This window comes from Mesorhizobium sp. CA5, assembly GCF_020165105.1.
In the GTDB taxonomy this organism is placed as follows: Bacteria; Pseudomonadota; Alphaproteobacteria; order Rhizobiales; family Rhizobiaceae; genus Mesorhizobium.
In genome coordinates, this window is record NZ_JAIUHJ010000021.1 from 67266 (window position 1) to 87575 (window position 20310).

A 20310-nucleotide genomic window follows, 5' to 3' on the forward strand; every position below is an offset into this window, starting at 1 on the left:
ACGCTCAGCCGGCGATAAAGCGCCAGACTTCCGCGTCGGGCTTTACCTGTCCGCTCAGCACGAAATATTTGTAGAGGACGAGCAGCGAGATCGCCTGCTCGTCCTGCTCATTGCCGAATCTGCGGCAATAGGCATTGGCGGCGGCGGTTATCCGCCCAGCCTCGTCGGGATGTTTTTCGAAATAGGCCACCTTGTCGAGCAGGTCGGAGAAATCCGGCTGCAGCGGCACGTAATGGACGTTGGGCTCGACCTGGGCTTCGGCGAACCAGGTTTCGTAGGTCGGTTCCGGCATGAGGCAAAGTGAATTGGAGCTCATGATCCATTTCAGGTTCGTCGCGACATCATTGCCTTCGAGCGAGACGATGTAGCGATACTGTCGCTGCTGCTCGATGTTCAGGAACGGCTTGCGGTATCCGTCCGGCGCATCGGCTCTGTGGGAACCCGCATCGCAAATCGGCAGGCCGGCGGCTTTTTCGACGAAGCGGGTGCGAATCGGATTGTTGAGATGACCGCGCCAGACCACCATCGGACGCTTGGCGGCGAAAGACAGTTTGTCGGGCGGCATGTAGAAGTGACGGAACTTGTTCAGCTTCATCAGCACGCCGTTCGCATTGTCGTCGCCGATGGGCCGGTCCTTGACGATCCTCGGGAACTCCGGAACGCCGACAACGTCGCCGAATTCGAAATCGATCAGCAGGCCGGGATCGAAATAGCGCGCGAATTCCTTGAGGTCGTAATAATACATGCTGGAAGAGGACGGCAGCTTGCCGACGGCTATGGCGTCCGGACTGGGCACGAACGGGTGTTCCAGCTTGTTGTAGTAGTTCAGCCGCTCGCGAACCGTCTTGCCCGAAAGCATGGCCTGTTCAAGCCGGCTGGCGAGGCGGTCGCGAAACAGGGACTGCGGTGCGCGGTCGCGCGCGAAATTGCGCGCGTAATAGAACAGCTTTGCGGCGGTTCGAGAGAGTGTGGCCATACGTCCGCGAGTTCAGCAAGTTCCCCTCGTCTCCTACAGCATTCTCCCGGCCATGTTGCAAGCCCGCTAATGCAACCGGCGTTGTGTCGACGCTTTCCCTCAAGCCGCGACCACGGCAAACCCGCGTGCGCGCAAACCGCGCCGGTCGTCATGCAATGAGGTGACCAGCCGATCTCGGCTGCCGGCGATGTGAGCGGAAAGCAGCCGCGCCGCTTCATCGGCATCGGCGCTCCTGACGGCGGCGAGGATGGCATGATGTTCGGCCCAAGCACGGCCGAGCGCCTTCTCATCGCGCACCTCCAGCCAGCGCGCACGCGACAGCCTGGTCATCGCGTCGCGCACTGCCCTGAGCAGAAACTCGTTGCCGGAAAGCCTTGCCAGTTCGATGTGGAAATCCAGGCCGACGCGATGCCACTCCTCGCGCGGCGTCTCAGCATCGCAGGAATCGAGCATCGCCGCGATCACGTCGATGCCGCCACGGTCTTCGAGCGCCGCCGTGAGGCGAACCGCCGCGACTTCGACCGCCTCGCGGTAGACGGCGATCTGCCCGAGTTCGGCAAGGTTGATCGGCGCCACCGTCCAGCCGCGGCCGTCGCGGCCGATCAGCCCTTCCGTCTCCAGGCGCAGCAATGCGGCCCGCACCGGCGTGCGCGACGCGCCGAAGCGGCTCTCGATCCAGCGCTCGGTCAGCCGCTCGCCCGGGCCGATCTCCAAACCGAGGATCATCTCGCGAAGCTGTCTTTCGACATTTTGCATCTGCGACATTTGTCGTCCCGTTTTCCAAGCCGCGTTGACGGCGCTCGCATTGACAGTAGCGAGTATCAGGTCCATGACGGATACCATCTTGGTATCCCAAATTGGTATCCGCAACAACCCCAGTATTGGCACGCATGACATGACGCCCAAGGAACCCGAACAGAGCGGCTTCAATATCCATTGGCGACGCAATCTCGCCGTCTGCTTCGCCGGCTCGTTCAGCACGCTTGTCGCCATGACGCTGCTTCTTCCGTTCCTGCCGCTATACGTCGAGCAGCTCGGCGCCGAAGGCCACGTGGCGATCGTGCAGTGGTCGGGCATCGCCTTTGGCGCGACCTTCTTCGCGGCCGCGCTGGTCGCGCCTTTGTGGGGACGGCTTGGCGACCGCTACGGCCGCAAGCTGATGCTGGTACGCGCTTCGTTCGGCATGGCGATCTGCATGTCGTTGACCGGCATGGTTGAGAGCGTCTTGCAGCTGGTGCTGCTTCGATTGCTGATCGGTTTTGCCGGCGGTTATTCATCGGGTTCGACGATCCTGGTGGCGATGCAGACGCCCAAGGAGCGCTCCGGCTGGGCGCTGGGCGTGCTGGCGGCGGGTATCACGGCGGGCTCGCTGGTCGGACCGCTGCTGGGCGGCCTGCTGCCGCCGCTGATCGGCATCCGCGCGACCTTCCTGCTGTCCGGCGCCGTCATTTTCCTGGCCTTCCTGGCGACGACTTTCCTGATCAAGGAGAACCCGCCGGCGCCCAAGCCCGCCTCGACGACGAAGCCGAAAAGCGGCTGGTCGCAGATCCCCGACAAGCGGCCGATCGTCGCCATGCTGGCCACCGGCATGCTGCTCGCCTTCGCCACCATGTCGATCGAGCCGATCATCACCGTCTATGTGCAGCAGCTCACCGAGGACCAGAGCAAGGTGACCATGGTCGCAGGCGTCGTCATGTCCGCGGCGGCGCTGGGTACTATCCTGTCCTCGTCCTGGCTGGGGAAACTCGCCGACCGCGTCGGTCACTGGAACGTCGTGGTCGGTGCCCTTGCCGTCTCGGCATTGCTGCTCATTCCGCAAGCCTACGTCACCAATGGCTGGCAATTGATCGGCCTGCGCTTCCTGATGGGCCTGGCGCTGGGCGGACTGTTGCCTTGCATCACTAGCGTGATCCGCCACAACATCCCTGACGGGATCGGCGGCAATGTGCTTGGCCTGGCGATTTCGGCGCAATATGTCGGCCAGGTCGCGGGGCCGCTGTCCGGCGGCTTCGTCGGCGGGCATTTCGGTATGCGCTCGGTGTTTCTGGGCACAGCGGTGCTGATGGCGTTGGGTGCTGCCTACAACTGGATTGTCGAGTCGCGCCGGGCGCGGCATATGCTGCTGGAAGCCGGCGAATCCTAACCGGCGCCTCCACCTCAACCGCAGCATGGAGCATCCAGGATGAGCCTTACTGGGCAAGCATCAGACGGCGGGAGCCGCGTTCTCGTGCTGGCAGCCGGCCTCGTCGGCGCGGCCGGAGTGGCGCTGTCGGCGACGGCGGCGCATCGCGGCGGCGCCTTCACCGGCACGGCGGCCAATTTCCTGCTGGTGCATGCGCCGGCGTTCCTTGCCATCGGCCTTGCCGGCGGCAATCGCTGCCTCAGAATCGCCAGCCTCGTCCTGCTCGCGGGCCTGCTTCTGTTCTGCGGCGATCTGCTCGCCCGCGACTTTCTCGGCTCGCGGCTGTTCCCGATGTCGGCGCCGATCGGCGGTACACTTTTGATCGCCGGCTGGGTAGCGATCGCCGTCTCGGCGCTGTGGCGTCCTCGGCCGTAGGTATTTCCGGCGAGCGTTTTTAATCGGCGCGCCGCTTGTGCTTGCGCGCAGGCAGGTCGTTGGCGCGGCGCCGCTCGGGCTGCTCGGTTCCGCGCGTGATGCCCCAATAGTTGCGGTAGATGTCCTGAAAAAGATGACCAATCGGATGCATGACTGCTTCTCCTCAAGTTGAATCGATCCAATGCGTGGACACGAAAAATGGCCACGGTTCAGCCGCGCTTGCGCTCCACGAGGAAGCGCAGTTCGCGGCGCCAGGGACCCACTCTGCCGCGCCGCTTCTGGCTAATGGCCGCCGAGGCGATGCCCCAGTCGTTGCCGTAGATGTCCTCGAACAAGTAACTCACCGGATGCATGGCACCCTCCTGTTGAAACCGCTCCGTCAAAAAGCGAGCGGATTTGGATCGATTCAAATCATAGGCCTCAATCACGCGAAGTCAAGCAGGATTTGAATCGATCCAACAAAAATGTTAGATGACCAGCAGCAATTCAGCGGTCATGTTCTTCCCGTGACCGGATTCGGAGGAACGACATGGCATCACTCCTCGAAGGCCAGGCAAGACCGATCAGGCTGGCCGACATCGCCAAGGCCGCCGGCGTCTCGCATGGCACGGCCTCGAATGTTTTCAGCCGTCCCGAGATCGTGCGCGCCGAAGTGCGCGAGCGGGTCAAGGCGGTGGCGGAGCAGATGGGTTATGCCGGTCCAGACCCGAAAGGCCGCTTGCTGCGCGCCGGCAAGGTCAACGCCATCGGCGTCGCCACGACCGAGCCGCTCTCCTACTTCTTCGACGATCCGTTCGCCCGCGTGATGATGGCCGGCATTTCCGAAGCCTGCGATGCCACCGGCGCGGGCATCGCGCTGGTCTCGGCCGCCAATCAGGAAAAGCTGGCCTGGAACATTCAGAGCGCGCTTGTCGATGGTTTTGTACTGTTCTGCATCGAAGGCGGCTCGCGTCTTGTCGACCTGACGCGCGAGCGCAGGTTGCCCTTCGTTGCGCTGGAGCTCGGCTTCCAGGACGAGACCGTATCGGCCATCGGCGTCGACAATGTCGCCGGCGCCAGGCTCGCCGCGCGCCATCTCGCCGAGCTTGGCCATCGCCGTTTCGCCGTCCTGTCGCTGGGCTTTGCCGACAACCGAACCGGCTTCGTAACGCCGGAAGCGGTGCGCAGCGCGGTCTACACCGGAACGCGCGATCGCCTTGCCGGCTATTTCGAGGAGCTTTCCCGCTTCGGCATCGATACGGCGAAAATCCCGGTCTATGAGACCGAGAACGAGGAAAAAAGCACCAGGGCCGGCCTCGAGGCGATCTTCGCCAGCGGCGAACCGCCGACCGCCATCCTGGCGATGTCGGACCGCATGGCCCTGATCGCCATCGCCTGGCTGAGAGCAAGGGGGCTCGACGTTCCCGGCGATGTCTCCATTGTCGGCTTTGACGGCGTGCCGGACGGCGCGCTGTCCACGCCGCCACTGACCACCATCGCCCAGCCGATCACCGAGATCGGCCGCCGCGCCGCGCGCATGATTCTCGACCATGATGGCGCGGTGCGGCGCGAGACGATGGGCGTCGAGTTCGTCGTCAGAGGTTCGACCGGGCCGGCACCGAAAGCCTGAGCGGGCTCAGGCAATTCGGATAGATCGCAGGCATTTCCTCGCCCTGCGGCTAGTAGCCGCCCGCCCGCGCCGGCAGCGGCTGCACGCCGAATGTCGCACGCGCAGGCTCCTCGCGCACCGGCTTGGCGCGGGATGGGCCGAGGCTGGCAAGCCATTCGAGGTAGAGCGCGAGCGCGAGCTGCATGGCGATGCCTGCCGCGATCAGCAGCGTGTCGTAGGCCGGGCCGCCCGGGTTGATCAGCTTCAGCACCTGCGCCGCCATGGCAAGCAGCGTGCCGGCGATGAAAACCGGCAGCGAGCGCTTGCCCAGGATCGCGAGCGGATTGTCGGGCCGGACGCGGAAGAGGTTGGAGACCGTCGGCAGCGCGACGATCAGATAGCTGACCGCAAGAATGTGCAAGAGCCGCGGCAGCGACAGGAAGGTCTTGTCGAAGCCGCCGATCACCACCGGCAGGTTGAACCATGTGATCTGACCCCAGAGCGGAGTGTGCACCCAGATCGCCGCGCCGACCACATAGATGCCGGCGGCACCCAGCAGCCACGGATTGACCGGGATGCGCCCGCCGCGCTTCACATGCAGCATGGCGGCAAGGCCGATGTTGAACAGGAACTGCCAGGACAGCGGGTTGAGAAACCAGAGGCCGGGCTCCGGATAGTTCGGCGGCGCGATCTGCCAAATGCCAGCGACGAGCCACAGCAGGCCGGACACGATCAGCGCCGGCACGGGCCGATAGCTGACGAACAGGACGAACGCAGGCGCCGCCAGAAGCAGCGCCGCATAGACCGGCAAGATGTTGTTGTAGCCGAGCTGGTGGCCGAGCGTGACGATGCCGAGCAGCGCCTGCGGCGTGTTGCGCATCAAGGGTTCTATGTTGATCATCGACAGCATTTCCGGCCGGTGGGCGAACAGCGCGGCGGCGCTAAACAGCGCGATCACCACCATGGTGATGACGATGTGGGAGATGTAGAGCACCCCGGCGCGCCGCCACATCTTCAAGATCGCGAGCAACCGGCCGCCCGGCTTGAACTTTGTGCCGTAAGCCAGCGCCACCGAGATGCCGGAAATCAGCACGAAGGCTTCCGCCGCGTCGGAAAAGCCGAAATTCTTATAGGTCCAGTTCTCGAAGACGGTGCCAGGCACATGGTCGACGAAAATGGTGAGCAGCGCGAGCGCGCGCAGCACGTCGATACGCGTGTCACGATCGTTGATACGTGTGTCACGATCATTGATGCGCGTATCGCGCTCTCCGACACGCTTATCGCGGTCGTTGGGAACAGGGGTGGTCATCGACAAAAGGCCTCAAAGCTGGTTGTTCATAGCCAGCAAATGCGACCCCCGGGGCGCACCGCTTCGATTCCTCCCACGGGGGAGTGTATCGGCGGAAAAACGGCCCGAATTGCGCCTGGTTCAATCAACTTTCGCGGAGCGCGAAAATATTCCGTTTTGAAGCCGGCAAATCAACGAATCTCTCATGGAATCAAATGGATATGAGCGCTTCCGAATATAGCGATAAAAACAGTATCCTGCGCCGGGACCTCGCCTTTCCTTACCGTCTGCTGAGGCCGGCGAACGCAAGCGGCGAGTGCCTGTTCGTGCTGCACGGGTCAGGTGTCGACGAGACGACGATGCTGCCGCTGGCAAGGCAGATCGCGCCGCGTTCGGTGATCGTCGCGGCGCGCGGCCGCATTCCACAGGAGGACGGATTTCGCTGGTTCGAGCGAATCACGCCGACCAGTTTCGAGCAGGTCTCCATCCATGCCGAGACGGCCGCCTATGCCCAGTTCGTGACGGAGGTCGCGGAGGTGCAGCGGCTCGACCTGCAACGCGCGACCTTCCTTGGCTATTCGAACGGCGCCAATGTCGTCTCCAGCCTGATGCTGCTCCATCCCGGCATTGTCAGACAGGCAGCGCTGTTGAGGGCGATGCCGGTGCTCGACATCTCGCCGATGGCCAACCTCGGCGGCAGCCGCGTGTTGATCATTGCCGGGGCGGCCGACCAGACCTATGGCCCTTTCGCCTCTGCCCTGGTGACACTGTTCAGCGAACGCCAAGCCGAGGTCGACGCGCGCATCGTCGCCTCGGGCCACGAGTTTGGCGATGCGGACGCCGCGATCCTGCGGCAGTGGCTGGCAGCGCCTGTCGCGGTCGCCTGACTGGGCCAGGCGGGGCCCGGTGCGGCCATCAACGATCGAGACCATCCCGGCATGTTATAGGAACATCGTCCAGACACGCGTTGAGGGGCTGCTCGACCGGCCTCGCCCGATCCCCTCACCCATGTCCCATCCGGTTCCAGGCGTCCAGGCCGGCGATCTTGTAGGCCTCGGCCAGCGTCGGGTAGTTGAAGGTGTTGTTGACGAAGAAGTCGACCGTGCCACCGAGATTGATCACGGCTTGGCCGATATGGATGAGCTCGGTGGCGCCCTCGCCGACGATGTGGGCGCCGAGCAGGCGGCGCGTCTCGACCGAGAACAACAGCTTCAGGAAACCGCTGCTCACCCCCATGATGTGGCCGCGCGAGGTCTCGCGGAAGCGCGCCAGGCCGACCTCGTAGGCTGCGCCGCTGTCGCGCACCTGCTCTTCCGACAGGCCGACCGTCGAAATCTCCGGCACGGCGTAGATGCCATAAGGAAAGCTCTCCGGCGGCGGCGGCAGGTGAACCCCGAAGGCGTGGCAAGCCGCCACCCGCCCCTGCTCCATCGACGTCGAAGCCAGGCTCGGGAAGCCGATAACGTCGCCGGACGCGTAGATGTTCGGCACGCTGGTCTGGAAAGTCTGCGGATCGACCTTGATGCGGCCGCGGGCGTCGGCCTCGATGCCGACCGTGTCGAGGCCGAGGCTGGCGACATTGCCGGTGCGGCCGGCGGCGTAGAGCACCATCTCGGAGCGGATGGTGCGGCCGTCGGCCAGCGTCACTTCGGCGTGGTCGGGTTTCGAGGCGATCTCCTTCACCGTGCTGCCGAGGCGGATGGTCATGCCGCGGTCGCGCATCTGGTGGATGAAGTCGTCGACGATCTCGCGATCGATGAAATCGAGGATGGTGTTGCGCGGCTCGACCAGTGTCACCGGCACGTCGAGGGCGGAAAAGATGGTGGCGTATTCGACGCCGATGACGCCGGCGCCGATCACGGTCAGCGTGCGCGGCAGATGATGGAGCTCCAGCATCTCGTCGCTGTCGAAGACGCGCTTCTTGTCGAAGGGCACGTCGGCCGGGCGGTGCGGCCTGGTGCCGACGGCGATCAGCGCGTTGGCGAATCCGACTTCGCTATAGTCGCCATTATCGGCGGTCAGGCTGACCTTGTTCGGCGTGAGGAACTTCACCGCGGCGCGCGCGCTCTTCACCGTGTTGCGCATGAACTGGTGCTGCAGCACCTCGACCTCATGATCGAGCGTCTTGTGCAGCCGGTCGACCAGATCCGAGATCGAAATGTCCTGCTTGACCCGGTAGCCGCGTCCGTAGAAGCCGCGTTCGCGCCAGCCCGAGAGGTTGAGCACCGTCTCGCGCAGCGTCTTCGACGGGATGGTTCCGGTATGCACCGAGACGCCGCCAAGGCGCCGGCCCCTGTCGACCACCAGCACCGACTTGCCAAGCTTGGCCGATTGCACCGCGGCGCGGCGCCCCGAAGGGCCGCTGCCGATGACCAGCATGTCGTAGTCCATGTCCCGTCCCCTTTGTGCGCCGCAGCAAGCTAGACCGGGAAGAATGTCATGTTCAACAGGCAACACCATTCCCTCGGCGGGCGAATCCGCCGATGCAACCAAAAGCATGAGAAACCTTAACCGGACGGCAAGGCTTGCGTGCAATGGTCCATGTCGAGGGGACCACCGGGGTAACAGAGTTGGCGATTTCCAAAAGCGATGCGCTGCCTGGCGCAGAGACCGGTTTCTGGTCCGGCCTTCAGAGCAGCGTGGTTCTCACCGACCTGCGCGAGGGCCTGTTCCGTTTCATCGCGCTGGTGGTCGCCGCGGTCTTCGTCTATCGCGGTGCTCGTCACCTCGTCATCGATCCGGGCCGGCTGAACATCCTGCTGCTCATGATCTCCGACGTTCTGACCTTTACCTGGCTGCTGCTGGCGCGCCGGCCGATTGTCCGCGACTGGAGCCCTTTCACGGTATTCATCTCGGTGACGGCCGCTTTCGGTTCGGGTTTCGTATCGTTCCAGGATGGAATCGCCGTCATCCCGCTCTATATCGCGGCGCCGCTGCAATTCCTGGCGCTGTGGCTGGTGATCTGGGGTAAGATGTCGCTTGGCCGCTCCTTCGCCATCCTGCCGGCCAACCGCGGCGTCGTCACCGGCGGCGCCTATCGGTTCGTGCGGCACCCAATCTATGCCGGCTATCTGGCAGGGCACATCCTGTTCCTGCTGTCGAGCTTCTCGCTCTACAATTTCGCCGTCTACGCGATCATTACCCTGTTCCAGGTCCATCGCATCCTGCGCGAGGAGCGCATCCTGGCGCTGACAGAGGAGTATCGCGACTATCTCGGGCGGGTTCGCTACAGGCTCTGTCCCGGCATCTTCTGACGTCGCGCCCGGCGGTGGCGGGCACGTTCCTTGAATTCCAGGCCGCCCTCACCATTTGAAAAGGCGGCAGGCATTCCCACGGGGGTGCTGCGATCGAGGAACGGATATGAACGCACGCGTATTGGACGGCGAGATCATCACGACGAGGTTTGAGGACACCCGCGCATATCGTGGGGTGCGGACAAGGCGCATTTTCGCCTTCCTGCTCGACTATTTCTTCGTCGCGCTGCTGACCATTCCCTTCGCCATCCTGGTCGCCATTCTCGGCCTGTTGACCTTTGGCCTCGGCTGGGCGCTGTTTTCCGTGCTGGTGCCGATGGTCGCCATCCTCTACATCTGGAACACGCTGGGCAGCCGCGACCAGGCGACGACCGGCATGAAGATCATGGGCATCCGCCTGGAGAAGCTCGACGGCAGCCGCATCGACGGCATGACGGCTGTGGTTCACTCGGTGCTGTTCTGGGCCGGCAACGTCATCCTGACGCCGCTAGTGCTCCTGGTCACGCTGTTCTCCGACCGCAAGCGCACGCTGCACGACCTGCTGCTCGGCACCGTCGTAACCCGCACCGATATCTGACGGATTCACGGCCGCGCGCATCAAGCCGCCGCGTCGCCCGTGCTTAAATATGAACAGGCCAAGGCCATCGCGGCAGCATAATCCTGTTGAATTTTTCGGCGACCGGGCCAAAGGTAGGGCGATTCGCAGGAGCGTTTCCAAGATTAGATGACGCAGCATCCGACCCAGTCGCCGCAGTTCTTCCTGACCGCGCCGTCGCCGTGCCCCTACCTGGAGGGACAGTTCGAGCGCAAGGTGTTCACGCACCTTGTCGGCGACAAGGCGCCGGAGATGAATGACCTCTTGACGCAAGGCGGCTTCCGGCGCTCGCAGAACATCGCCTACCGTCCGGCCTGCGAGTCGTGCCGCGCCTGTGTGTCGGTCCGCATCCTGGCACAGGAATTCAGTCCCAGCCGCAACATGCGCCGCGTCATCCAGCACAATGCCGACCTCGTCGGCGCCATGCATGACGCGCAGCCTTCGACGGAGCAATACTCCCTCTTCCGCAGCTACCTCGACGCCCGGCATCGCCGCGGCGGCATGTCGGACATGACCGTGCTCGACTATGCGATGATGGTGGAAGACACGCATGTCGACACCAAGATCATCGAATACCGGCGTCGCGGCCCCGACACGTTCATCACCGGCAAGGGCCATGGCGAGCTGATAGCCGTCGCGCTCACCGACAAGATGGCCGATGGCCTGTCGATGGTCTATTCCTACTTCAATCCCGACTTCGAGGACCGCTCGCTCGGCACCTTCATGATCCTCGATCACATCGCCCGCGCCAAGGCGATGGGACTGCCCCACGTCTATCTCGGCTACTGGGTCAACGGCTCGCGCAAGATGAATTATAAGATGCGCTTCATGCCGCAGGAGCATCTCGGCCCGAAAGGCTGGGAACGCTACGACCACGAAGCGGTCAGTCGCTGAACCTCCCCACGCTTCATCCTTAACTGTTTCAAGGAGGAGGACACCGGTCTTTCGGCCCTCAGGCTGGAACGAGCGCGGCGGGGCCGCTGTGCGCCTGCTCAAGATAGTTTGCGAGAATGCCCAAGTGTCCACCCACACCGACCACCAAAAAGGTCTCCTGATCACCGCCATAGGCGGCCTCACACTGACCGTCGACATACCGCTGATCCGGCTCGCCGACGGCACACCCTGGACGATCATGATGTTGCGCACCGCCACCACCTTGCTGGCCGGGCTGGTGGTGTGGGCCGTCTGGCGGTCGTTCGACCGGAACGCGCCCCGGCTCATCCCGGGCTGGTCGGGACTTGCCGTGGCCTTTTGCTACGGCATGACCGGAATATGCTTCGTCACGGCGGTCTATCACACCTCGACGGCCGACCTTGTCTTCATCCTGGCCTTCAACACCGTGTTCGCGGCGCTGCTGTCATGGCTCTTCCTCAAGGAAAGACCGCGGCCTGCAACCGTCATCGCCATGCTGGCGATGATTTTCGGCGTGCTGATCATCGTCGGCGGCTCCGTCGGCACCGGGCATCTGTTCGGCGATTTCATGGCGCTGTGCTCGACCTTCTTCGTCGCCCTCGCCATCACCATTTCGCGCGCCAGCGGCGAGGACATGGGCTTCACCGCGCTGGTCGGCGTCATCCTGCCGCTGGCACTCGCCGTCTTCATGATTTCGGGCGAAGGCGTTCACGTGAACGCGCCGTGGTGGATCGTCTTCAACGGCGCGGTGATCATGCCGATCTCGTTCTTCTGCCTTGCCAACGGACCGAAATATATTTCAGGCCCGGAAGTGGCGATGTTCTATCTGCTGGAGACGGTGCTGGCGCCGGTCTGGGTCTGGCTGATCTTCGCCGAGGAGCCGACGCGCAACAGCCTGATCGGCGGCTCGATCCTGATCGTGACGCTGGTCGCGCATTCGCTGTGGCAATTCCATGAGGGCCGCAAGCGCCGTGCTGCGCTTGCCGTGGTTCACCCGGCCTGAACTTTCCTCGGCTCGGCCGCCGCTTCGATCTGTGGCGGCGCGCCGGCCTCGTGGGCGACAGGCGGAAGCTCGTCCATGATCTCGACCTCGCGCAGCCATTCGCGCCAGATGGCGACGAGCAGCGCCATCAACACCGGGCCGATGAACAAGCCGAGGAAACCCATCGTCTTGACGCCGCCGATCAGGCCGAAAAAGGTCGGCAGGAACGGCAGCTTGATCGGGCCGCCGACGAGCTTGGGCCGCAAGGTCTTGTCGACGATGAAGAGCTCGACCGCGCCCCAGATGAAGAGCGCCGTGCCGGCGAAAAGCTTGCCGCTGGCGGCGAGGTAGATCGACACTAGGGTGAAGGAGAGCGGCGCGCCGCCGGGGATCAGCGCCATGATGCCGGTAAGCGCGCCGAGCGTCACCGGGGATGGAACGCCGGCCAGCCAATAGGCGATGCCGAGCACAAGGCCCTCGCCGATGGCGATGATGGTCATGCCCGTCACGGTCGAGGAAATGGTCGCCGGAACGACGCGCGAGATGCGTTCCCAGCGCGTCGGCAGGATGCGTTCGCCGAGGCGATCGACCTGGGCCGCGAAAGACTCGCCGTCGCGATAGGCGAAGAACAGCGCGATCATCATGAACAGAAGCGTCAGAATCAGGCTGAAGGCGCTGCCACCGGCGGCCAAGGCGCCGCGATAGATGCTGCCGATGTTGGAGCCGCTGATCAACTGGATCAACTCGCCGATGCCGCCGGGATGGCCGAGATAGGCCGTCCACTGCTCGTTCAGCCACTGGCCGACGACCGGTATGGCGGCGATCCAACCCGGTGTCACCGCGCCGTTGCGATTGGTCTCGATCGCCCAGGTGACCCACTCGCGCAGCTCATTGATGGCATAGGTGCCGGCAAGCGCGATCGGCACCACCAGGAAGGTGAGGATGAAAAGGATCGCCAAGGTCGCGCCGACCGTTCGGTTGCCGCCGACACCAACGAGCAGCCGGCGGTACAGCGGCCAACTGGCAAAGGCGATGACGAGCGCCGCCAGCACCGGGAACAGAAAGCCGTGGAAGAAATAGACGCCGGCAGCGACGATCAGCACCAGGAGCCAGCGCGCCGCCGACAGCGGCGGGATGACGGCCGCCCTCAGCGGCGTCGACAGGCCGAACAGGCGCTGCCCCGGCTTCTGGATCTCGGCGCGCTTCAACCCGGCGTTGCTCCCTGCCTGATCGTTCGATGGATGCTTATGCACCATCATAGTGCAGCAATCGTGACGATAGTCCAAATAGTGCCTTTCCTTCTCCCCTTGTGGGAGAAGGTGGATCGGCGCGCAGCGCCGAGACGGATGAGGGGTGTTCCAGCAGGGCGAGGCGTTGGCGACCCCATATCGCGGCATCCAAAGCTGCTCAAGTCCGTGTCAAGCTGGAACACCCCTCATCCGTCGCCTTCGGCGACACCTCCTCCCGCAAGGGGAGAAGGAAAGGTGCTGCTTCACCCAAATTTCCCCGTCCTGGGGAAACCCTTCGGCACCATGCGGCCGGCGGCGGCGCGGGCTCCGATCCATTCGGTCAGTTCCTCGCGCGACTTGGTGAAAGTGCGATCGGCCGAATCCTGCCAGGAGAGCCCCGTCGCCAGGGTGAAGGTCTTCAGGTCCAGCACGCCGCCGTCTTTGTATTTCTGCAGCCGCACACCCTTGCCGCGCGCCATTTCCGGAATTTCGGCCAGCGGGAAGACCAGCATCTTGCGGTTCTCGCCGACAATAGCGAGATGGTCGCCCGAAACCGGGATGCAGCGCTTGGCCTCGTCCGGCGCCTTGACGTTCATCACCTGCTTGCCCTTGCGGGTGTTGGCGACGACCTCTTCCTCCGAAACGACGAAACCGTTGGCGTCGTATGAGACGAGCAGCAGCTTGCGTTTGGGATCATGGACGAAGGCAGTGACGATGTCCTGGTCGTTCTCCATGTCGACGATAATGCGGATCGGCTCGCCATGGCCGCGCCCGCCCGGCAGCCGATCGGCGCCGATGGTGTAGAACTTGCCGCCGGTGGTGAAGACCAGGATCTTGTCCGTGGTCTGGGCATGGAAGGCGAGCTTCAGGCTGTCGCCTTCCTTGAAGGTGAGCTGCGAATGGTCGGTCAGGTGGCCCTTCATGGCGCGCAGCCAGCCCTTTTCCGACACAACGACGGTGACCGGCTCGCGCTCGATCATCGCATGCGCGATGTCGGTCAAGTCGTGCTCGGGCGCATCGGCAAACTGGGTGCGACGCTTGCCGAGCTCGGTCTGCGGACCGAACGTGTCACGGACCTTGGCGACTTCCCACTTGATCGTCGACCATTGCTTGGCGTCGGAAGCCAACAGGGCCTCGATCTGCTTCTTCTCGGCGGTGAGGCCGTCGAATTCCTTGCGGATCTCGATCTCTTCGAGCTTGCGCAAGGCGCGCAGGCGCATGTTGAGGATGGCTTCGGCCTGGTTGTCGGTGAGCGACCAGCGGGCCATCATCACCTGCTTGGGCTCATCCTCCTCGCGGATGATCCTGATGACCTCGTCGATATTGAGATAGGCGATCAGGTAGCCGGCGAGGATTTCCAGCCGCTTCTCGATCTCGCCGAGCCGGTATTTCGAACGACGGATCAAAACCTCGCGGCGGTGGTCGAGCCACTCCTTGAGCACGCCCTTCAACGACAGGACGTTCGGCACCTTGCCGCGCGACAGCACGTTCATGTTGAGCGGGAAGCGGCTTTCGAGCTCCGTAAGCTTGAACAGCGATTCCATCAGGATGCCGGGATCGACGGTGCGGCTCTTCGGCACCAGCACGATGCGGATGTCCTCCGCACTCTCGTCGCGGATGTCTTCGAGCAGCGGCAGCTTGCGTGCCATCAAAAGCTCGGCGATCTTCTCGATCAGCCTGGCCTTCTGCACGCCGTAGGGGATCTCGGTGACGACGATGCTCCAGGTGCCCCTTCCCTGGTCCTCCTGGCCCCATTTGGAGCGCACGCGGAAACCGCCGCGGCCCGTCTCATAGGCTTCGAGGATCGAGGCGCGGCTGTCGACGATGATGCCGCCCGTCGGGAAATCCGGCCCCTGGACGAAATCCATCAACTTCGCCACCGGCGCTTCGGGATGCTCGATCAGATGGAGTGCTGCGTCGCAAAGCTCGGCGGCGTTGTGCGGCGGGATCGAGGTCGCCATGCCGACGGCAATGCCCGACGAGCCGTTGGCGAGCAGGTTGGGGAAAGCGCCCGGCAGGACGGACGGCTCCTCGTCCTCTTCATTGTAGGTCGGCCGAAAATCGACCGCGTCCTCGGTGATGCCGGCAAGCAGCTCGCTCGCCACCTCGGTCATGCGCGCTTCGGTGTAGCGCATCGCCGCGGCGTTATCGCCGTCGATGTTGCCGAAATTGCCCTGCCCGTCGACCAGCGGGTAGCGCATCGAGAAATCCTGCGCCAGCCGTACCAGCGCATCGTAGATCGACTGGTCGCCATGCGGATGGAACTTGCCCATCACGTCGCCGACGATGCGGGCGCATTTGGCGAAACCCTGATCGGGGTTGAGCCTGAGCAGCCGCATGGCATGCATGATGCGGCGATGGACCGGCTTCAGTCCGTCGCGCACATCCGGCAGCGCCCGATGCATGATGGTCGACAGCGCGTAAGCGAGATAGCGCCGCTCGAGCGCTTCCTTCAGATCGACCGGTTCGATTTTATCGCCGCCGCCATTGTCATCAGGCGGCAAAAGCCTTTTTCCCATGAATTTGGACTAGCTGAGCGGGTGATTCGCGGCAAGCGCCGCGTGAACGTCGGCGCATTCGCCGTGGCTATAGATGCGCAGCCGGCGGTGTGAAGAATTTCACGGAAGCGGCCCCGCGGCAGCTGCAATTTGCCGCCGATCTGCAACAGGCTTAGTCGGCAACACGAGGCCGACCAACATCAATCCGTTACATGCGGCCGCTATCTGGCAATGCAACGCGCTGGCGGAGGAAAGCCGCGGTCTTCATGACAAATTCACCGCATCGGGCAATAGCTGCCGACCGGCGTTTGCTTTTCATCGCCGTTTTCGACAAATGGGCCCGGAAATGCCTTTTTCCCGTCCCGTTCGTCACGGAATGGTGATGGAGCAGATGTCAAAAATAATTTCACAATAGCCAATCAGGACAGGGAACTCGCCATGACAATCCAACGCTCAACACTCAAGAAACTGGCCTTTTCGACCTTTCTGCTGACGCTGCCGCTCAATTCGGCCTTCGCCGCCGATCCGGCGGTGGCCGAGCGCATCAAGGCGGCCCTTGCCGCCCAGGGCGTCGAGATTTCCTGGACAGGCGTCTCCGGCGACGATTCGAACGCCGTCCTGCAAGGTGTTTCCATCAAGCCGGCGGCCGAGAAGGAAGCGCTGCCGATCGGCGACGTGAAGCTGGAGGGGGTCAGCGAGGCCAATGGCAGCTATGAGATCGCAACCCTCTCGACCTCGCCTTTCGAGCACAGCAAGGACGGCGTGACGCTCAATCTCAGCCCGGTGGTCGTCCACGACATGAAGGTCCCGGCCGAAGGCGGCACCGATCCGCTCGGCTCGCTGATGATGTACAAGTCGGCGGAACTCTCCAACATGACGGTCAAGGTCGGCGACAAGACGGCTTTCGCGATGGACGGGCTTGCCGTCCAGATCACCCCGCCGGCCGACGGCAAGGCGATGGACTTTACCGCCAATACCGAAAAATTCACCGCCGACCTGTCGCTGGTCGACGATCCGAAGTCCAAGGAAGCGATCGACGCGCTCGGCTACCAGAACATCTCGGGCAACATCGCGATGGCCGGCACCTGGCAGCCGAGCGACGGCAAGATGGAGCTGTCGAAATATGACATCTCGGTCGAGAATGCCGGCACGCTCGGCATGACCTTCAATCTCGGCGGCTACACGCTCGACTTCATCAAGTCGATGCAGGAGATGCAGAAGAAGCTCGCCGCCCAGCCGGAAGGCGCCGACAATTCCGCGCAAGGCATGGCCATGCTCGGCCTGATGCAGCAGCTTTCTTTCAACGGCGCATCGGTGCGCTTCGAGGACGATTCGCTCACCGGCAAGGTGCTCGACTATGTCGGCAAACAACAGGGCATGTCGGCCAAGGACGTCGCCAACCAGGCCAAGGCGATCGTGCCGTTCGGCATGGCGCAGCTCAACAATCCCGAGCTGACGGCGGAAGTCTCGGCGGCGGTCAACACCTTCCTCGACAATCCAAAGAGCCTGGAAATCTCGGCCGAGCCGCCGTCGTCGGTGCCGTTCGCGCTGATCATGGCCGGCGCCATGTCCAACCCGCTCGACCTGCCGAAGACGCTTGGCGTCAAGGTCAAGGCGAACCAGGACTGATCGAACACGTCAGCTCCAAACGAAAGCCCGGCAGCGATGCCGGGCTTTTTTTGTCGAACCGATTTCTCGAAAAGAAGGAGAGGCTTGGCTCGGAGTCCTAGCCTTCCTTTTTCGTAACCGCGACGCGCAGTGACAGCTCGCGCAGCTGTTGCGGGGTCGCTTCCGACGGCGCGTTCATCAAAAGGTCGTAGGCCTGCTGATTCATCGGGAACATGGTGATCTCGCGCAGGTTCTTGGCCCCCACGAGCAGCATGACGATGCGGTCAACGCCGGCCGCCATGCCGCCATGCGGCGGCGCGCCATACTGGAAGGCGCGATAAAGGCCGCCGAAGCGCTCCTCCACGGTTGCGCGGTCGAGACCGACCATCTCGAAAGCCTTGACCATGGTTTCCGGCAGATGGTTGCGGATGCCGCCCGACGCGATCTCGAAGCCATTGCAGACCATGTCGTACTGGAACGCCTTGATGCCGAGCGGCTCCTGGCCGTTAAGCGCGTCGATGCCGCCCTGCGGCATCGAGAACGGGTTGTGGGCGAAGTCGATCTTCTTCTCGTCCTCGTTCCATTCGAAGAACGGGAAATCGACGATCCAGCAGAGCTCGAAACGCTCGCGATCGACGAGGTTCAGCTCCTCGCCGGCGCGGGTGCGCGCGGCGCCTGCGAAGGTGACGAACTTCTTCGGGTCGCCGGCGACGAAGAAGGCGGCGTCGCCATCGGCAAGGCCGAGCTGCTGGCGGATCGCCTCGGTGCGCTCCTCGCCGATGTTCTTGGCGATCGGACCCGCGCCTTCGAGTTTTTCGCCTTCCTTGCGCCAGAAGATGTAGCCGAGGCCAGGCTGCCCCTCGCCCTGCGCCCAGGAATTCATGCGGTCGCAAAAGGCGCGGCTGCCGCCGGTCTTTGCCGGAATGGCCCACACCTCGGCTTTCGGATCGTTGGCAAGGATGTTGGCGAAGACCTTGAAGCCGGAGTCGCGGAAATGATCCGAGACCGCCTGCATCTCGATCGGGTTGCGCAGGTCAGGCTTATCGGTGCCGTAGGTGCGCATCGCCTCGTCATAGGGAATGCGGCGGAATTCCTGGGTCACAGGCTTGCCGGCGGCAAAGGTCTCGAAGACGCCGCGCAGCACCGGCTCCATGGTGGAGAGCACGTCGTCCTGCTCGACGAAGCTCATCTCGAGGTCGAGCTGATAGAATTCGCCAGGCAGGCGGTCGGCGCGCGGATCCTCGTCGCGGAAGCAGGGCGCGATCTGGAAATAGCGGTCGAAGCCGGAGACCATGATCAGCTGCTTGTACTGCTGCGGCGCCTGCGGCAACGCGTAGAAGGTGCCGGGATGGATGCGCGACGGCACCAGGAAGTCGCGCGCGCCTTCGGGCGACGACGCGGTGAGGATCGGCGTCGAAAACTCCGTGAAGCCGACCTCCCCCATGCGCTTGCGCATCTCGGCGATGATCTTGGTGCGCGCGACGATGTTCTTGTGCAGCGTCTCGCGGCGCAGATCGAGGAAGCGGTATTTCAGGCGGATGTCTTCGGGGTAATCCGGCTCGCCGAACACCGGCAGCGGCAGCTCCTTGGCGGCCGACAGCACTTCGATCTCGCGCGCGAAAATCTCGATCTCGCCGGTCGGCAGGTTCGGATTGACGGTTTCCGGCAGCCGCGCCTTGACCTCGCCGTCGACGCGGATCACCCATTCGCCGCGCAAGGTCTCGGCGGCCTTGAAGGCCGGCGAATCCGGATCGGCGACGATCTGGGTCAGGCCGTAATGGTCGCGAAGATCGATGAAGAGCAGTCCGCCATGGTCGCGCACGCGATGCACCCAGCCCGACAGGCGGACGGAATTGCCGACGTCGTTCTTTCTCAACTGGGCACAGGTGTGGCTGCGGTAACGATGCATAGTCATGGGGTAAAGTCCGGAAATTGCGGGCGTCCGGCCCGGCTCGAAAATTGGCGCGAAAAGCGCATGAGAGGCCGGCTTTGTCAAGGCAAGCGGTCACACAGGCGCGCCGCTGCGACTGTTCAGGCAAAGTGGACTTGCACACCCCGGCTTTGGAAATCGGCGAGCGTGGCAGCAGGCGCGGTCCTTTCCACCACGAGATGGCGGATCGCATCCGCCCCTGCCACGCGATAGGGCGCGGCGGTGGCGAGCTTGTCGTTGGTGACGGCAATGACGATGCCGGCGCTGTTTTTCGCCATGGCGCGTTTCACCTCGGCTTCGGCCGAATCGAAAGCGGTGACGCCGCGCGTGATATCCAGCCCGCAGGAGCCAAGAAAGAACAGATCGGCGCCGAGCTGCGCCACAGCGGCGAGCGTATCGGTCCCGACGCAGGTTCCGAGATCGGGCACATAGCGGCCGCCGAGCACGATCAGCTCGATCAGGGGAAGGTCCGTCAGAGCCGAGGCGACGCCCAGCGAATTGGTGGCGACGGTCAGCTCCAGATCGCGCGGGATCGCCCGGGCAATCGCCTCGTTGGTCGTGCCGCCGTCGATGAACAGCGACTGCCCCGCGCCGAGCAGCGCAACAGCCGCTTTGGCGAGCCGGGTTTTTTCCTCGACCGCATGACGGCTGCGCTGGCTGAGCGGCGCGGCTGCAAAGGGCCCCGATGGGACAGCGCCGCCATAAACGCGACGCAGTTGCCCGGCCTTCGCCAGTTCCCTCAGGTCGCGGCGCACAGTGTCCTCCGACACGCCGAAACGGCTGGCAAGCTCGCCGGCCAGCACCTTTCCGTCGGCCGCAAGCCGGTCGCGAATGAGTTGGTGGCGTTCTTCGGTGAGCATGCGCGATCCTATTTATTTGTGCACGTTGTTGCA

19 protein-coding genes are annotated in these 20310 nt (G+C 63.6%); 9 read left to right on the forward strand and 10 right to left on the reverse strand.

The features are described 5' to 3' along the window. Positions 1-4 precede the first annotated feature (4 nt). Both LB529_RS23735 and LB529_RS23740 read right to left on the reverse strand, forming a co-directional pair. Positions 5-976, reverse strand: a complete 972-nt coding sequence (locus LB529_RS23735; protein WP_224712448.1) for a glycosyl transferase family 90 — start codon at positions 974-976, stop codon at positions 5-7. Between the two features lie 99 nt (positions 977-1075). Then, positions 1076-1741 carry a GntR family transcriptional regulator gene (locus LB529_RS23740; RefSeq protein WP_140842662.1) on the reverse strand — a complete coding sequence of 222 codons (666 nt, stop codon included), beginning with the start codon at positions 1739-1741 and terminating at the stop codon, positions 1076-1078. A 130-nt stretch (positions 1742-1871) separates the two neighbouring features. Between LB529_RS23740 and LB529_RS23745 the strand changes: the two genes are divergently transcribed. Continuing rightward, positions 1872-3119 (forward strand): MFS transporter, encoded by a 1248-nt coding sequence (locus LB529_RS23745; RefSeq protein ID WP_224712461.1) that lies wholly within the window; start codon positions 1872-1874, stop codon positions 3117-3119. A 39-nt stretch (positions 3120-3158) separates the two neighbouring features. After that, complete coding sequence (locus tag LB529_RS23750) at positions 3159-3533, forward strand: DUF423 domain-containing protein (RefSeq protein WP_224712449.1); 375 nt, start codon at positions 3159-3161, stop codon at positions 3531-3533. Positions 3534-3552: 19 nt separating this feature from the next. Here the strand turns inward: LB529_RS23750 and LB529_RS29065 are convergent, their stop codons facing one another. Further along, positions 3553-3684, reverse strand: a complete 132-nt coding sequence (locus tag LB529_RS29065) for a hypothetical protein (RefSeq protein WP_263483149.1) — start codon at positions 3682-3684, stop codon at positions 3553-3555. 58 nt (positions 3685-3742) lie between these two features. Further along, a complete protein-coding gene (locus LB529_RS23755; protein WP_224546778.1) occupies positions 3743-3886 on the reverse strand; it encodes a hypothetical protein in 144 nt (47 codons plus the stop codon). A gap of 176 nt (positions 3887-4062) precedes the next feature. Between LB529_RS23755 and LB529_RS23760 the strand changes: the two genes are divergently transcribed. Further along, positions 4063-5142 (forward strand): LacI family DNA-binding transcriptional regulator, encoded by a 1080-nt coding sequence (locus LB529_RS23760; RefSeq protein WP_224712450.1) that lies wholly within the window; start codon positions 4063-4065, stop codon positions 5140-5142. 49 nt (positions 5143-5191) lie between these two features. Here the strand turns inward: LB529_RS23760 and LB529_RS23765 are convergent, their stop codons facing one another. After that, on the reverse strand, positions 5192-6430 hold the full coding sequence (locus LB529_RS23765) for an OpgC family protein (RefSeq protein WP_224712451.1): 1239 nt from the start codon (positions 6428-6430) through the stop codon (positions 5192-5194). Positions 6431-6630: 200 nt separating this feature from the next. Here LB529_RS23765 and LB529_RS23770 point away from each other — a divergent pair, with 200 nt between their 5' ends. After that, entirely contained in the window at positions 6631-7296 is a 666-nt protein-coding gene (locus tag LB529_RS23770) for an alpha/beta hydrolase (RefSeq protein WP_224546765.1), read from the forward strand. Positions 7297-7411: 115 nt separating this feature from the next. Here the strand turns inward: LB529_RS23770 and sthA are convergent, their stop codons facing one another. Next, a complete protein-coding gene (sthA, locus tag LB529_RS23775; protein ID WP_140842649.1) occupies positions 7412-8800 on the reverse strand; it encodes a Si-specific NAD(P)(+) transhydrogenase in 1389 nt (462 codons plus the stop codon). 143 nt (positions 8801-8943) lie between these two features. On the opposite strand from sthA, the gene LB529_RS23780 reads away from it, so the two are divergent. The 4 genes from LB529_RS23780 (at position 8944) to LB529_RS23795 (ending at position 12173) form a co-directional block, all read left to right on the forward strand. Continuing rightward, a complete protein-coding gene (locus LB529_RS23780) occupies positions 8944-9663 on the forward strand; it encodes a methyltransferase family protein (protein WP_140842901.1) in 720 nt (239 codons plus the stop codon). Between the two features lie 106 nt (positions 9664-9769). Next, entirely contained in the window at positions 9770-10240 is a 471-nt protein-coding gene (locus tag LB529_RS23785) for an RDD family protein (protein ID WP_073989170.1), read from the forward strand. Positions 10241-10387: 147 nt separating this feature from the next. Beyond that, positions 10388-11152, forward strand: coding sequence for an arginyltransferase (locus LB529_RS23790; RefSeq protein WP_095767708.1), 765 nt, complete (start codon positions 10388-10390; stop codon positions 11150-11152). Between the two features lie 124 nt (positions 11153-11276). After that, the gene (locus tag LB529_RS23795) at positions 11277-12173 is read left to right on the forward strand and encodes a DMT family transporter (RefSeq protein WP_224712452.1); all 897 of its coding nucleotides are present in this window, start codon (positions 11277-11279) and stop codon (positions 12171-12173) included. Here LB529_RS23795 and LB529_RS23800 read toward each other — a convergent pair. Beyond that, positions 12161-13360, reverse strand: a complete 1200-nt coding sequence (locus LB529_RS23800) for an AI-2E family transporter (protein WP_224712462.1) — start codon at positions 13358-13360, stop codon at positions 12161-12163. The genes LB529_RS23795 and LB529_RS23800 overlap by 13 nt on opposite strands. 284 nt (positions 13361-13644) lie before the next feature. After that, positions 13645-15900: a DNA topoisomerase IV subunit A gene (gene parC / locus LB529_RS23805; protein ID WP_224712453.1), complete on the reverse strand. Its 2256-nt coding sequence runs from the start codon at positions 15898-15900 to the stop codon at positions 13645-13647. Positions 15901-16317: 417 nt separating this feature from the next. On the opposite strand from parC, the gene LB529_RS23810 reads away from it, so the two are divergent. Next, positions 16318-17508, forward strand: coding sequence for a hypothetical protein (locus LB529_RS23810; protein ID WP_095767710.1), 1191 nt, complete (start codon positions 16318-16320; stop codon positions 17506-17508). A 97-nt stretch (positions 17509-17605) separates the two neighbouring features. On the opposite strand, the gene aspS is transcribed toward LB529_RS23810, so the two are convergent. Together aspS and LB529_RS23820 are read right to left on the reverse strand one after the other, a co-directional pair. Beyond that, the gene (aspS, locus tag LB529_RS23815; protein ID WP_224712463.1) at positions 17606-19396 is read right to left on the reverse strand and encodes an aspartate--tRNA ligase; all 1791 of its coding nucleotides are present in this window, start codon (positions 19394-19396) and stop codon (positions 17606-17608) included. A 122-nt stretch (positions 19397-19518) separates the two neighbouring features. Further along, complete coding sequence (locus LB529_RS23820) at positions 19519-20277, reverse strand: DeoR/GlpR family DNA-binding transcription regulator (RefSeq protein ID WP_224712454.1); 759 nt, start codon at positions 20275-20277, stop codon at positions 19519-19521. Positions 20278-20310 lie beyond the last annotated feature (33 nt).

Bases quoted from the DNA above. Each gene is read 5' to 3' on its own strand.
- LB529_RS23735 (WP_224712448.1), bottom strand. From the start codon at position 976: ATGGCCACACTCTCTCGAACCGCCGCAAAGCTGTTCTATTACGCGCGC.
- LB529_RS23740 (WP_140842662.1), bottom strand. From the start codon at position 1,741: ATGTCGCAGATGCAAAATGTCGAAAGACAGCTTCGCGAGATGATCCTC.
- LB529_RS23745 (WP_224712461.1), top strand. From the start codon at position 1,872: ATGACGCCCAAGGAACCCGAACAGAGCGGCTTCAATATCCATTGGCGA.
- LB529_RS23750 (WP_224712449.1), top strand. From the start codon at position 3,159: ATGAGCCTTACTGGGCAAGCATCAGACGGCGGGAGCCGCGTTCTCGTG.
- LB529_RS29065 (WP_263483149.1), bottom strand. From the start codon at position 3,684: ATGCATCCGATTGGTCATCTTTTTCAGGACATCTACCGCAACTATTGG.
- LB529_RS23755 (WP_224546778.1), bottom strand. From the start codon at position 3,886: ATGCATCCGGTGAGTTACTTGTTCGAGGACATCTACGGCAACGACTGG.
- LB529_RS23760 (WP_224712450.1), top strand. From the start codon at position 4,063: ATGGCATCACTCCTCGAAGGCCAGGCAAGACCGATCAGGCTGGCCGAC.
- LB529_RS23765 (WP_224712451.1), bottom strand. From the start codon at position 6,430: ATGACCACCCCTGTTCCCAACGACCGCGATAAGCGTGTCGGAGAGCGC.
- LB529_RS23770 (WP_224546765.1), top strand. From the start codon at position 6,631: ATGAGCGCTTCCGAATATAGCGATAAAAACAGTATCCTGCGCCGGGAC.
- sthA (WP_140842649.1), bottom strand. From the start codon at position 8,800: ATGGACTACGACATGCTGGTCATCGGCAGCGGCCCTTCGGGGCGCCGC.
- LB529_RS23780 (WP_140842901.1), top strand. From the start codon at position 8,944: ATGGTCCATGTCGAGGGGACCACCGGGGTAACAGAGTTGGCGATTTCC.
- LB529_RS23785 (WP_073989170.1), top strand. From the start codon at position 9,770: ATGAACGCACGCGTATTGGACGGCGAGATCATCACGACGAGGTTTGAG.
- LB529_RS23790 (WP_095767708.1), top strand. From the start codon at position 10,388: ATGACGCAGCATCCGACCCAGTCGCCGCAGTTCTTCCTGACCGCGCCG.
- parC (WP_224712453.1), bottom strand. From the start codon at position 15,900: ATGGGAAAAAGGCTTTTGCCGCCTGATGACAATGGCGGCGGCGATAAA.
- LB529_RS23810 (WP_095767710.1), top strand. From the start codon at position 16,318: ATGACAATCCAACGCTCAACACTCAAGAAACTGGCCTTTTCGACCTTT.
- aspS (WP_224712463.1), bottom strand. From the start codon at position 19,396: ATGCATCGTTACCGCAGCCACACCTGTGCCCAGTTGAGAAAGAACGAC.
- LB529_RS23820 (WP_224712454.1), bottom strand. From the start codon at position 20,277: ATGCTCACCGAAGAACGCCACCAACTCATTCGCGACCGGCTTGCGGCC.